The organism is Chitinophaga ginsengisegetis, from assembly GCF_900168065.1.
GTDB lineage: Bacteria > Bacteroidota > Bacteroidia > Chitinophagales > Chitinophagaceae > Chitinophaga > Chitinophaga ginsengisegetis.
Genome location: NZ_FUZZ01000001.1, coordinates 884,545 through 897,505, shown reverse-complemented (window position 1 = coordinate 897,505; position 12,961 = coordinate 884,545). Strand labels below are relative to the sequence as shown.

Sequence of the window (12,961 nt, the reverse complement as noted above, 5' to 3'; positions counted from 1 at the left end):
AGTTAAGTGGGAATTTACACGGTTGCTACTTTTCTTGTATCACAATGTCTTATTCAGACAAGTGCTGAGGCGTCTTATTATTCGTTAATGAAGTTACAACTTCCTGTTTGATAAGACTAAAAAGATTCGCAGGTAAGAGACATTTTTCCAGTTTTAAAAGACGTGGGTTACTGGTCTTTTTAAACTGGAAAAATGAGCAACCCGGATTAACGTGGTGCAGTATGGAAATTTTTGACGCTTTCTTTTTTTATGGGACGCCTGGGTGTTGATTTCTTTTTTCTTCCCCACCAGATGAGGAAGCCGGTAACGGGCAAAGAGGCGGCTATCAGGGCGGCAAAGAACATCAGGATCCGCCCGGGGAGCCCGGCGATGCTGCCCACATGGATGTCGTAGTTCATGCGCACGGCTTTTTCTGCCACGGTTGCGTCTTTGTATTTACCAAGATAGGGAGGGGTGATTTCCCGGCTGGTATGCTGATCGAAATAGAGGTAGTCTGCGTTATAAAACTGGTGGCGGCTGGGATAGGCCCTGGTAATGATAACTGCAGAATCGTTGGCGGGCATGGAAATACTGTAGCCTGCGGCCTGCGGGTAACGGGCCATGAAGGTGGCAAACACCTGGTTGATGGCGGTGCTGTCTTTCACTGGCGCATGATTATCGGATTTCATGGGTACTGCGCCCGGTCTTTTTTGGCCACCGCTGAATACCCAGAACTCTGCCTGCGCCATCCAGGTGAAGCTCCATACCAATCCCGTTAATGCGGCGAAAACAATGATCCAGCTGGCGTAAAAACCCAGCACATTATGGAGGTCATAGTTCAGCCGTTTTGGCGAAGCATCCAGCTTGATGCGGAAGCTGACTTTCCGGCGTCCTTTGTTGCGCGGCCACCACAGCACAATGCCTGTTACGAGCATCAGAAAGAAAACCAGTGTACTGTATCCGACTATCGCACCGCCGATGTCGTGAGGCAGCCACAGGTACATGTGGCCGTTCAGGATAAAATGAAAGAATTCATCGTCGCGGTTGAGTACTTTCTGCACCTGGGCTGTATAGGGGTTTACGTATACGTTGTAGTAGTGATACGGTTTCTTTTGGAAGAACTGGACTACGGCGGCTTTGTCTTTCCCCTGGTACAGGATGCGGAACGCCTTTTCTCCGCCCATACTGGCTTCTCCCGCTGCGCGGATGGCGGTTACTGACTGGAACGGGCGGTTCTGCGGGGTTACATGGTGATAGGGCGCTGTGTATGCAGACAATTCCGGTTCCCAGGAGTAGATGGCGCCGGTAATGGAAATGATGAATACAATGATCCCGGAAATGAGTCCCAGCCAAAGATGCAGCCAACCGAATATTTTTTTGATGCGCATGTGTTAAAATATAAAATGAAAGCACAGCGAACCGTGCTTTCATGGATGTATGAATGGTTGGAAGTCCTATAATTTGATCACGAGGTTTACCGCGTAATTGCGTGGCGGTTGCGGCTCGCCCCACGGGCCCCAATACATGGTATTTGAAACGTTATCCAGCTTTATGCCGATGCGGTAACCGGGCCGGTCGTAGAACACGGTGCTGTTTACCAGCGCATAGGCAGGGAAGAATAATGTATTGGCGTCATCAAAAGGAGTTTCGCTGTTGTAAAACACGCCGCCGCCGATGCCCAGGCCCTGTAGTTTCCCTTTCACCAGCCGGTAGCTGATCCAGGTGTTGGCCATGTGTTTACCGCCGGAGCGCGCAGGCCGTTTGCCCACGTTGGCACTGGCTTTGGTGATCTCGCTTTCATTGAAGCCGTAACCGGCTGTAATGTTGAGGCCAGGGAATGGGTTGGCGATCACTTCGGCTTCAAAGCCCTTGCTTTTCTGCGTTCCATCCTGAATAGAGAAGGCCGGGTCTTCAGGATTTGAGCGCAGCTTATCGGTTACGCTGATGTCGTAAGCGCTGAGGGTAACGTTTAATTTGCTCTGCAACAGCTCTGCTTTCACGCCGCCTTCCCATTGATTGGCCTGTTCCGGTTTGAAGAGGTTGCCTTGTTTATCCGTTTGGGCGCTGTAAGTAAAGCCGTTCTGGTAGTTGGCGAAAACAGACAGCTGGTCTTTGATCAATTGGTATACCGCACCGAACTTGGGAGAGAAAGATGATTTGCTGTAACGGCCGGTTACATTGCCGTTCAGCAGGTTGGTGGTACCCTGGTTATCCACTTTATCCCAGCGAAGACTTAGCATAAGCAGCAGGCGATCCGTAAAATTGATCACATCTGAAGCGTATACGCCGTAGCGGTCAAGATGACTTTTGTAGAAGTTATTCGCCTGGGCAGTGGGAGCAGGGAACAGCGGATAAATTTTTTCCATCATCAGGAAGCTGGTGGGTGCAGCAGCGCTCACGGTATCGAGGATGAAGCGGGAAGTATAGGTTGGCTGGGTGATATCGGCCAGGTAATCCAGTCCCACCAGTACGCGGTGTTTGATTGAACCGGTATGGAAAGTACCATTCAGGTTCTGCTGGAGCTGGATGGTATTGTAGTTGTGGCTATACTTCTGAAGCTGACGGGTAATGCTGTCTGTGCCGGGGCGCCAGTTGCCGGTGAACTGGTATTGTTCGCGGGCATTCACGCCGCCGGTGGAGAATACAGTGGTAGTGTTCCAGTTGTTGTTGATTTTATAATTCATTTGTGCGAACACGTTATAACCGGGGAAAGTAGATATAAGGTCGTTCGTGTAATAGGTGCGTTTGTAATACTTGCCCATCGCTTCCTTGTAATCGGTAACGCCGGCAGCGGGATTGAGGTAAGCGATCGATGGGGTTCCGCGGTTGCGAAACGTTTCAAGGTCTACCAGGAAGCTTAACCGGTCATTGGCCTGGTAAGAGAAGGCGGCCGACAGGAAGTAATTTCTTTTGAAGCCTGCTTCCTGGAAGCTTTCCTGGGCATGCCTGCCGAAGTTCACCCGCAGCAGGGCTGTTTTTTCCTTGTTCAGCGGGGCGTTCAGGTCGACAGTGATGCGATTCAGGTTATAACTTCCCGCGGTCAGGCTAACGTCTGTTTTAAAGGTGTCGAAAGGTTTCTTGGTCACGCGGTTCACCAGTCCGCCGTATGATACCGCGCCGGTGCCAAACAGAGTGCCGGAAGGGCCTTTGATCACTTCAATCCTTTCCAGGTTGGATACGTCTACCGTTACCAGCTGGTTGGCCGTCATGCCATTGCGTATGAAGTTCTGCGTACGGAAACCGCGGATAATAGTGGAGGTACGGCCGTTGCCCACTGTTTCAGTAGAATTCACACCGGCAACGTTTTTGATGGCATCTTTATAATCCACGATCACCTGCTCCTGCATTAGTTCGGATCCTATGATGCTGTATACCTGCGGATTTTCCAGGTTCTTCAATGGCATGCGCGCTACGTAATCCGTTTCTTTCTTCGCAAATTTATTACGCCCGCTAGCCACGATTACTTCCTGCAGGTTTTGCCTGGAAGTACTGAGCTGGAAATCCACTTCCGCCGTTTGTCCTGCTGTTACGGTTACCGGCCGGCTGATCACATCACGACCGGTTATAAAGGCTTCCACAACATAAGTTCCGGGAGTAATATTGCGGAGTGTATACGTTCCGCTTTCGTTGCTGGTAGTTTGTTTACGGGAATCTTTCAGTCGAAGGCCCACACCGGGAACCGGTGTGCCGTCTTCCACCGTAACGCGGCCTTTGATGGCGCCGTGCGCCGGATTCTGCGCCTTAACAGCCGTGTTCAACAGGGCTGAGAACAGGCATGCCATTGCCAATGCAATAACTCTCATGATCAGTTTTTAATATTTAGGAGATAGGGGAAATGCTACAATAGACGAACATAGTGTAGCAAAGGTAGCAGGCAGGGGCGGGGCACAGGAATCGAATCGGGAATTTGGTTTATGCAATCGGGAAAAATAACGGTAACAGGGGTACGGACTAAATAAAGATCCCTATAAAGAAGACCGTTTACTTCTTTATAAGGATCTTTTACTTTTACTCCAATCCTTCAAATATCTTTCCTGCGGCTACGCTCAACGCATCTTGTGCAGTGCGGTCCGCTTCGTTCGTCAATATCACAATACCGGTATTCTTTTCAGGATATACCACGCAGTAACTGGAAAATCCAAACGTACCACCGCTTTGCCAGATCCTTCTTATACCGTTGCCGGTTTTGTTCATCTGCCAGCTTAAACCCATGGCATAGCTGTTGATGTCGCCCCAGGCGGGTTGATGTGTTAATTTCACTACCGGGTTACTTTCATCGGTGTGTAAACGGATGTATTGCAGCATGTCGGCTACGGAAGAATAAATACCACCGGCAGCCAGCAACATCGGCGGATTGTAGGGCATAATACGGCCCTGCTGATTATAGCCTTTTGCGGCATCATCCGGAAGCGACGCCGTAGTGTATTTCATGTGCTGCGGGCGGGTAATATATTTTCTCACCAGTTCTGCGTACGACATGCCGTATATGCGTTCCAGTATGAATCCAAGTAGCTGCGCGCCTGCGTTGGAATATTTGAAATGATAACCGGGAACGGTATCCAGTTGTACCTGGTGAAGATCATTAAGAAATGCCCCCATAGAATAATCGTGCTGCAAACTATCGATGACACCCGGAATGGAATCATCGGGGCGCTGGAAAAGATCACGATGGTCGGGCAGCATGAAGGGCAGGCCGGAAACGTGTGCGATCAGGTGTTTCAGCTGGATTGCTCGTCCTTTGTATTGCAGGTTGGGATAGTCTCCGTTCAGGTAAAAACGGATGTCATCATCCAGTTTTACTTTTTTAGCTGTTACCGCTTTTGCCAGTAAATAGCCGGTAAATGTTTTGGAAACAGAACCAATTTCATACGGTGTGTTAGGAGCGGGGAGTGTTGTTTTACTGTAACGGTAGATATAGGTTTGTCCGCCCGTATATACTCCTACTTCCGCACTCACGCGGGCATTGTTCTGCATAAACACGGAGAGCGCAGATTGTACCAGGCTGTCCACTTTTGTTTTATGAAGATTATCAGTTGTTACCTGCGCCTGTGTAAGAAGTGTTGATAAGCATAAAAGGAATGCCGGGATAAATTGTTTCATGGTTGTTTTTTGAAAACATCCTATCCTAAGAGGGTGCCATTTGGCACAGCATTCACTGTTATCTTCTTATGTATTTAAAAATAAAAATACTTGTATCAAAAATGAACACCCGGTGTACGCAGGCGTACTACACTATGGTTGCAGCGGACCTTTACTTACTTCTTCGCCTGCTTTGTATACTGCTGCTATTTTCCGCGTGTTCTTAATATCCTGTGCGGGGTTGGCATCCAGGATAATCAGGTCTGCGGTTTTACCTTTTTCGATGGTGCCATAGTGGCGATCTATTTTCAGGGCAGCAGCTGCATTTTTAGTGGCAATGGTAATAGCCTGTAAAGGAGTGAGTCCGGCCTGTACGAGCAGCTCCATTTCAAGGTGTTCGGAGAATCCCTGTGTACGTACCGGTTGTGCGCCGGAGTCGGTGCCGAGTGCTACAATGATGCCGGCATCTGCTATTCTCTTTACATTTTTCATCGCTGTTTCAAACGCATGCAGGTTCCGTTGGTAGGAGGGAGAGTTCTTCAACTTATCCTGGTAGGCGGGCGAAGTAATCATTTCATACACGCCGGGTTCCAGCGATGCTTTGAAGAAAGGGTCATTGATCCACTCCGGCTTACGGGCATAGATATACGCATATTCATCCAGTGAAAGGGTAGGGATGTAAATGATGCCTTTGGCTTTCATCTGTTGTAGTAGCGCCGCGTCAATTTCCTGGTCGCGGATGCTGTGTGCAATGATGTCCAGTCCGCTGGCGACGAGGCTTTTCGCATCTGCAAGGTAGTACAGATGTGACGCCACCGGGATATGACGTGCATGTGCACGGGTAATAAGCGCCTTGTAAATAGCAGGGTCCATTTTGGGAGTTGATCCGCCAAAATCATCTACCCACATTTTTATTACCGTTGGCTTTACCAGCGATACGCTATCCAGTTGTGCAATAGCCTGTGTCACCGTAGCAGGATGATACACATACTTCATCGGCGGACCACCCTGCGCTGCCGCAAATCCATAACCGGCGGAAAACAGCCGTGCGCCCGGTAATAAACCATTTACAGAAGAGTCGCGTAGTCCGGAAGTGAAAAGCATCGGCTGATCCGATCCCATCACCAGTATGTTGGTGATACCATAGTCCGCGTATTTTTTCAGTTGTGATAATATGTTTTCGCGTGTGTATGGATCGCTGTTGTTATCGTTTCCTTTCATCATGCCAATATGCACGTGGCTGCTGGTGATAGCGGGCATAACGGTTTTGCCTTTGCCATCAATCACCGTAGCGCCGCCGGCTGGTATATTCCTGCCGGTTGCGGCAATTTTGCCATCTTTGATGAGAATATCTGTATGCTCCGCAGGGGCGCCGCCGTTGCCATCGATGAGGGTTACATCCTTTAACAGGATGGCTTTAACAGGAGGTGTTGGCTGGAAGGCAGCCAGCGGGAAGAGGGCGAGGAGGAGTAACAGGTAGTTTTTCATAGCATTAATGTATATTAAAGACATGATAAAGATACTTATAAAAACAGGAGGTTTTTTTATAGTTACCTTGTTATTTGCATCCTGCTTTTCTAAGGATTGGCGACTACGAAAACAAAAAGAAACATGGAACAGGCGGGTGAAGGAGTACCACGAAAAAGACAGCCTGAACAAGCTGGCGCAAAGCAGGGATTCTGTTATTATGCATAATTAGTGACCAAGTTACCCCACTATCCTCATCATAAAATCAACCGCATCCTCCGAATGCAACGCTGCCGTCGACTCCATCGTTATTCTCGCTGTTTCACCAGCTCTTGCGCGCATTTGTTTTTCATATGCAGCAATAGCGGAATGAACATCCGGGAAATTTTCCCCGGTAAGGCAGCGGCCTAATTCAAGGGCATCCAGCATCGCCATATTCACGCCTTCGCCGGCGTAAGGAGGCATCAGGTGGGCGGCGTCGCCGAGCATAGTGAGATTGGGTAATGCTTCCCATGTTTGATCAAAGGGCATGCAGTATTGCGGGCGTGGTATGAAACTGGCGTTGGCATTTTCAAACAGTTCCAGCCAGATGTTATCCCAACCGGTAAAGGTTGCTTTAAACCAGGCTAATACCTGTGTTTTATCTGAGAAGTTGATGTTACTGGTTTTATACCAGTTTTCATCAGTATTTACGCCGGTATAAAACGCCAGGCTGCCGTCTCCTTTGGAACTTACGATTAATGATTGCGCATCACCGAGCGCAAATACTTTCCCACCTTTCACGAGTGCGTTTATGTTTGGGCACATCGTTGAGGCATCATACACCGCGCCTTCCACAACGGTAACGCCTGCATAAAAAGGCTGGATGGGCGTGATATACGGACGGATCTTTGAATTGGCGCCATCTGCTGCAATCACGATGTCTGCAATGGCAGTGCTGCCGTTTTTAAAGGTGAGTTGCCAGCCGTGCTGGTGTGGCAACATAGATACAAACTGGCTGTCCCATACAACGGTGTCGGGTTCCAGTGAATCCAGCAATATTTCTTTGAGGGGGCCGCGGTCAATTTCCGGGCGCGATCTGTCTTCTCCGCCGTTTTCATGGTCATCGAGAATAATGGCCGCGTGTTTATCAACGATGCGCAGCCGGTCGGCGCCCGGGCGGTAGCTGGCCCTGAATGCGTCCATCAGCCCGGCTTCCTCCAGTGCTTTTAATCCTGATTCTTCGTGAAGGTCCAGTGTGGCGCCCTGTACGCGTGCTTCCCGGTTAACGTCCCTTTCGTATACTGTTACGGCTGCGTTGTTCATCTGCAGGATCCTGGCCAGTGTTAATCCACCGGGGCCTCCGCCTACGATGGCTATTTTTTTGTGTTGAATGATGCTCATGTTGTTGTTTGTTTTATTTCAGCATTCCTTTGATCACTGCTTCGCAGCAGTCGAGTATCACTTTCTCTGTGATGATTTGTTTAGGTCTTTCTGTATAATCAAAATATTCATTGACCAGTTCCAGAAGGGGAGCGAATAATAAGGCCCGGTAAATATCCTGGTGGAAGTTGCGGACTACGCCTTGTTTTACCTGTTGTTTAAAGAACTGGTGGATGGGTTTAAAATATTGTCCCTGTTCAATGTTTGCCTGTTGATATGCTTTGTTAAGCAGGGGAGAAGTTTTCCCGTTCTGAAGCAATGCAAAATGCGTCCTGTTACGGGTGAGGTAACGGAAGCTGTTTTGCCACAGCTTTTTAACGCCTGTTGCAAAGTCCATGCTGGCATGAAAGTTTTCCAGCACGGCTGTTTCATAGGGGCCCAGTACTTCTTCAATAAATAATTTTATCAGGAGATCTTCTTTGTCTTTGTACTTTATATAAATCGTTCTAGGCGATATGTTGGCTGCCTTCGCCAGCTTCTGCATGGTGAGGTTTTCCAGTCCCTCTTCGGCAATGATCTGCAATGCAATGGTGCGGATGGCTTCCTCTTTCTCCAGGTTTTTAGGTCTCATGTGGTAATATATTACTGCAAAGTAAGTAAATGTTTGTTTACTTATGAAATATTTCTTCCGGGAGACAATAAAAAAAGCTGCCCCGGAACATCCCTGTTCCGGAACAGCCTCATCTTTCAGGTGCCACTATTAATTTTTTATTTCGCCGGGAATTACTTCCACTGTCTGTTTCCTGCCACCCCGGAGTATGTCTACCGGGATCTTTCTGCCGATTTGTTTATCGGATAATAAAAGGTGCAGGTCATCTACGGAAGTAACCGGTTTGCCATCAAAGGCAATAATGATATCGCCGATATGCAGTTCGCTGTTATAGAAGTTGCCATCCGGAACGGTTTCAAACACGTATACACCCGTGTGAGTATTGAGTTTATTGGCGCCAATCATCCTGCTGCTGAGGTTTACCGGTTGTGCGGCGATGCCCAGCTGCGCCCGCCGGATCTTTCCGTGCAGGATCAGCTGACCGGCAATCTGTGCGGCCAGGTTGGAGGAAATGGCAAAGCAAAGTCCCTGTGCGGATGCGATAACGGCGGTATTCACGCCAATTACCTGCCCCATAGAGTTGACCAGCGGGCCGCCGCTGTTGCCCGGATTAAGCGCAGCATCGGTCTGGATCACGTTGTCGATCAGCCGGCCATTGCTGGCCCGGAGCGTACGTCCTAATGCGCTCACCACTCCTGCGGTAACGGTATACTGTAATCCCATCGGGTTACCAATGGCAATCGCAATTTGTCCTACCTGCAGCATGGAGGAGTCTGCCAGCGGCATCGCTTTCAACCCCGTTTCGTCGATCTTCAATACGGCAATATCCGTGGAGGGGTCGGCCCCTTTGATCTCTGCGTTTACCCGCCTGCCGTCTACAAACGACACTTTAATACTGTCGGCGTTTTCCACTACGTGGTTATTGGTAATGATAAAACCATCGGAAGAAATAATGAAGCCGGAACCGGTGCCTCCCTGCGCACGCCTTTCCCGCGTTCGCTGGTCGCTTACCTTCTTCTGTACTTCTATATGTACCACCGATTCGGCTACAGTACCCACTACGCCGGTAACGGTTTGAGAATAGGCATCTAATAAACTCCTATCGTTCGACGCCTGATGCGTAAGAAATGAAATTGAGTTATCCATAATAACCCAGCGGCTCAAATTTATTTCCAGATTATTGCAGGTGCCGTTTTGGCATCTGATGGGCCGGCTTTATGCCATCTTTACTTTTTGAGCACTTGAAAATTATAGTTATTGAGCTATTTTGACGGGGAATGTTTTTCGTCTAATAAGGAACTATGCCGGCAATTGATTTGCAGGCACTGTGGGATGCGGTTTATAGGGCGGACAATCAGCAAAGACAACCTGGCCGTATTACCATCTGCCCTGGATACAAAAAACTATGTCTGGGAAGGCTACCACCGTCAAGACCTGGCTCGCTTTGGTAAACCAGGAATATAAATTATAAAAAAAGCAGGACCGGCTATCATGGCCGGTCCTGTTAGTTTTTACGGACGGGGTATTTCTGTTTTTACCTCACGTCCATGCTTGCACCACGGATCATTATTCCCATTATTCCACTGGCGTATAGCCATGCGGGTGAGTAGCACATTGGCCGCGATGAATAATACAATCACCAGTATAGAAGCTACTTTAGTGATAGTGCGAAGGGCCGGTTTTTTTGAAAAGCCGCCAAAAACATAACCGATAATAAATACCATGCTGGCAGCAAACAGCACACGCAGCAGGATAATAATCCCAAGTCCCATAATCATTCTTTTTAAAGGTTATTTAATTTTCGCCAGTAACTGCTGGTCGTCAGCCCGGCCCCAGTGCGGGTACACATCTGTTCCGGGGTTTCCCAGCTTTTGCAGGCTTTCTGTAGCCAGTTTCTTTGCCTGTTCCTTATCGCCACCCCACATTCTGGGAGTGTAGTATTTTACCCATGCCGATACATACAATGCCCGCGGATTACCGGGTTCGAGCGCCAGCGCTTTTTGCAGCATCTGTCCGGACAGTACGCCGTATTTGCGGCCATACGTCATTGGATTGATGAATACTTTGGTGCGGTATACCATGCTCAGCACGGTGTATACTTCTGCCAGCTCCTTCTTTTGGGTAGTACTGTCGAGCAGCGAGAGCGCCTGCTTTGCCAGCGTTTCCCCACGGTCGGCAAAAGGCTCTATCTTTTCACCGTCATCCTGCAGGAGGAAACCAATTTTTGCATTACACAATGCTGCATAGTAAGGAGGCAGCCATGCAGGTTGTTCGCTGATACCGGCAAATGTTTTCTCCAGCACCTGGTAGTCTTTTACGGTTTGTGCCTGATCCAGTTTGTTCACGGCCTGTTGTAATGCGCCGGATTGCGCCATGCCACTGTAATAGCCTACTACCACGAGAAGTACACAGATAAATAACTTTTTCATGTTGATGTGTGTTTAGTGTTTTATAAATTATTATTAAGAAAGTCGTCGGTACGGTCTATACCGAAACTCATAAATACGCCGATGAAATAACCGCGTGTAGCCGGCAGCGTTACAGGTTCCCTCAATTGTCCGTTTGCGCTGTATTGATACCCGAACACCTGTTTGGTGCCAAAGAGGTTGTTAACCCCCATCGCAAAGCCGGAGAAGTCTTTCCACTTCCGGTTTTTAAAGAAGGAGCAGAGGTAAGCTATATGCAGGTTAGCGATGTTATACGCCTTAGTAGTACCCTGATCGGTAATGCCGTGTGTATTGATATGGTAGTAGGGGCGTCCCGCAGCCAGCGCCCAGGAAACATTCACATTGGTGCTGATCTCCCGGAAAAACTTTTTAACAGCCACGGTAGTAGTATGCGGCGCTGTAAAGGACGGCCGGAGGGCGTAAGGATAATCAAGATAATTGCGTTTGGTATCCAGGTAGGTATACGTTATCCAATAGTCGAGGTCCTTGACACTTTTTTTATCCCGCCAGAAAAGTTCCAGTCCCTGCGCATAGCCGTTCCCGTTATTACTCAGCGTGGGCGTTGTTTTTACCAGGTGGTGGTATTTTTTATAATACAGCTCTGCCCGGAAGAAGCGGTTGTTCGCTTTTTTAGTATAGTTCAGTACATAATGGGTAGCGCTGGAAAAGTTGAGATCACGGTACCGGTACAGAAAATCGTTGGCCGGTTCCTGGTAAAAGATGCCATAGGCCAGGTTAAACTGGCTGGCATCGGGCAGGCGGTAAGCAATGCTGAGCCTGGGCGCTACCACCAGCTTACGCAACACAGAAGCGTATTCCATGCGTACACCGGCTTTGGCAGCGAGGTTGGGGGCGAGGTAAATATCGCCTTCCGCGAAGGCCGCCGACAGGTGATCCGTTAATGCAAGGGCGCTGTCGTTGGACATGCCTTTATCACGGGTATAGAAATGTTCGCCGCCAAAACGCAGTGCCTGTCCTTTGGAGAAGAAGCGGGTGAATACAACCCTGGCCTGTGCAAAATCGGTGCGGATCGTTCTATTGCCTGTTTTATAAGGGAGAGATGAAACGGCGGTATTGCCTTTCGCATCCGTGAGACTGTTGGCCGTTGCTTCCCGGTTATAGCTGTACACCGCGCCGAGGTCCATTTTCCAGTTGTTGTTCAGGTAGCTGCGGAAGCTGAGGTTATTGTAACTGTTCCAGCCGCGCACCTGGTAGCCGGCGTTAAGAGCGGCGCTGTCGATGTCTGGTTTACGCATGCCTACATCGCTGTAGCTCCAGTTGCTGTATAGTTTGAGCATACCTGTTTTGCCGGTACGTATCCTGAAGTTGAAGTTGCCGTCTGCATAAGCGGGGCCGGCGAAGTAGTCGGGTACCTGCGGCACTACGCTGTTATACAACGATTGATTGCTGTAGTTCAGATTCACGCCATAACTGCTTTTATTATTCTGCGCCAGGTGCTGGAAACCTGCGCCCAGGTTGGCGGGGAACACGCTGAAGCTGGCGGAGGTTTTTTCCGGCAGGTCGGTGCTTTCCATGATAAGCGCGCTGCTCATAGCGGAACCATATAAAGCGGAGTATCCGCCTGAGCTGAACAGGATGCCTTTGAACAGGAAGGGGTTGATCCGCGCATATTGCGGCACGCCGGGAACAGCGGGGTAGTTGGGTGTTTTCAGCAGGGTGCCGTCGATGAACTGCCGGGTTTCATCGCCGGTACCGCCGCGTACAAAAAGCCCGGATTGTTCCCCGATCTGTTGCGCGCCCGGCAGGGAGCGCAGCGCCTGTGAGATATCGGCATTACTGCCTGCTACTGTTACGGCATCAATTGGTGTAAGCGAGGCGCCTTTGGCACGGTCGCTGGCTTCAAAGCTGCCGGCGCTTACCACTACTTCCTGCAGGGGGCGTTTGCTTTTTATAGTGGTGTCCTGTTTGCTTTGCGCAATGGCGGCAAAAGGAAGCAGTGCGATAAAAAATAACCCTGTTTTCATGACGGTTAGTATTATAACCGCAAAGCTACCGG

Annotated in this window: 10 protein-coding genes; all 10 read right to left on the bottom strand. The window is 49.3% G+C overall.

The genetic code is table 11. The features are described 5' to 3' along the window. Window positions 1-206: 206 nt before the first annotated feature. Complete coding sequence (locus tag B5Z18_RS03405; protein ID WP_079467986.1) at window positions 207-1,367, bottom strand: PepSY-associated TM helix domain-containing protein; 1,161 nt, start codon at window positions 1,365-1,367, stop codon at window positions 207-209. 66 nt (window positions 1,368-1,433) lie between these two features. After that, window positions 1,434-3,782 carry a TonB-dependent receptor gene (locus B5Z18_RS03400; RefSeq protein ID WP_079467985.1) on the bottom strand — a complete coding sequence of 783 codons (2,349 nt, stop codon included), beginning with the start codon at window positions 3,780-3,782 and terminating at the stop codon, window positions 1,434-1,436. A 205-nt stretch (window positions 3,783-3,987) separates the two neighbouring features. Next, a complete protein-coding gene (locus B5Z18_RS03395) occupies window positions 3,988-5,079 on the bottom strand; it encodes a serine hydrolase domain-containing protein (RefSeq protein WP_079467984.1) in 1,092 nt (363 codons plus the stop codon). Window positions 5,080-5,211: 132 nt separating this feature from the next. After that, window positions 5,212-6,570 carry an amidohydrolase family protein gene (locus B5Z18_RS03390; protein WP_200817191.1) on the bottom strand — a complete coding sequence of 453 codons (1,359 nt, stop codon included), beginning with the start codon at window positions 6,568-6,570 and terminating at the stop codon, window positions 5,212-5,214. 195 nt (window positions 6,571-6,765) lie between these two features. Then, entirely contained in the window at window positions 6,766-7,908 is a 1,143-nt protein-coding gene (locus B5Z18_RS03380; RefSeq protein WP_079467982.1) for an FAD-dependent oxidoreductase, read from the bottom strand. 13 nt (window positions 7,909-7,921) lie between these two features. Continuing rightward, entirely contained in the window at window positions 7,922-8,518 is a 597-nt protein-coding gene (locus B5Z18_RS03375) for a TetR/AcrR family transcriptional regulator (RefSeq protein ID WP_079467981.1), read from the bottom strand. Window positions 8,519-8,647: 129 nt separating this feature from the next. Next, window positions 8,648-9,643 (bottom strand): S1C family serine protease, encoded by a 996-nt coding sequence (locus B5Z18_RS03370; RefSeq protein ID WP_079467980.1) that lies wholly within the window; start codon window positions 9,641-9,643, stop codon window positions 8,648-8,650. Window positions 9,644-10,008: 365 nt separating this feature from the next. Continuing rightward, window positions 10,009-10,269: a hypothetical protein gene (locus tag B5Z18_RS03365; protein WP_079467979.1), complete on the bottom strand. Its 261-nt coding sequence runs from the start codon at window positions 10,267-10,269 to the stop codon at window positions 10,009-10,011. An 18-nt stretch (window positions 10,270-10,287) separates the two neighbouring features. Continuing rightward, the gene (locus B5Z18_RS03360) at window positions 10,288-10,926 is read right to left on the bottom strand and encodes a hypothetical protein (protein WP_079467978.1); all 639 of its coding nucleotides are present in this window, start codon (window positions 10,924-10,926) and stop codon (window positions 10,288-10,290) included. Between the two features lie 20 nt (window positions 10,927-10,946). Beyond that, the gene (locus B5Z18_RS03355) at window positions 10,947-12,929 is read right to left on the bottom strand and encodes a TonB-dependent receptor plug domain-containing protein (protein ID WP_079467977.1); all 1,983 of its coding nucleotides are present in this window, start codon (window positions 12,927-12,929) and stop codon (window positions 10,947-10,949) included. Window positions 12,930-12,961 lie beyond the last annotated feature (32 nt).

Bases quoted from the DNA above. Each gene is read 5' to 3' on its own strand.
- B5Z18_RS03380 (WP_079467982.1), bottom strand. From the start codon at position 7,908: ATGAGCATCATTCAACACAAAAAAATAGCCATCGTAGGCGGAGGCCCC.
- B5Z18_RS03395 (WP_079467984.1), bottom strand. From the start codon at position 5,079: ATGAAACAATTTATCCCGGCATTCCTTTTATGCTTATCAACACTTCTT.
- B5Z18_RS03355 (WP_079467977.1), bottom strand. From the start codon at position 12,929: ATGAAAACAGGGTTATTTTTTATCGCACTGCTTCCTTTTGCCGCCATT.
- B5Z18_RS03375 (WP_079467981.1), bottom strand. From the start codon at position 8,518: ATGAGACCTAAAAACCTGGAGAAAGAGGAAGCCATCCGCACCATTGCA.
- B5Z18_RS03405 (WP_079467986.1), bottom strand. From the start codon at position 1,367: ATGCGCATCAAAAAAATATTCGGTTGGCTGCATCTTTGGCTGGGACTC.
- B5Z18_RS03365 (WP_079467979.1), bottom strand. From the start codon at position 10,269: ATGGGACTTGGGATTATTATCCTGCTGCGTGTGCTGTTTGCTGCCAGC.
- B5Z18_RS03400 (WP_079467985.1), bottom strand. From the start codon at position 3,782: ATGAGAGTTATTGCATTGGCAATGGCATGCCTGTTCTCAGCCCTGTTG.
- B5Z18_RS03390 (WP_200817191.1), bottom strand. From the start codon at position 6,570: ATGTCTTTAATATACATTAATGCTATGAAAAACTACCTGTTACTCCTC.
- B5Z18_RS03360 (WP_079467978.1), bottom strand. From the start codon at position 10,926: ATGAAAAAGTTATTTATCTGTGTACTTCTCGTGGTAGTAGGCTATTAC.
- B5Z18_RS03370 (WP_079467980.1), bottom strand. From the start codon at position 9,643: ATGGATAACTCAATTTCATTTCTTACGCATCAGGCGTCGAACGATAGG.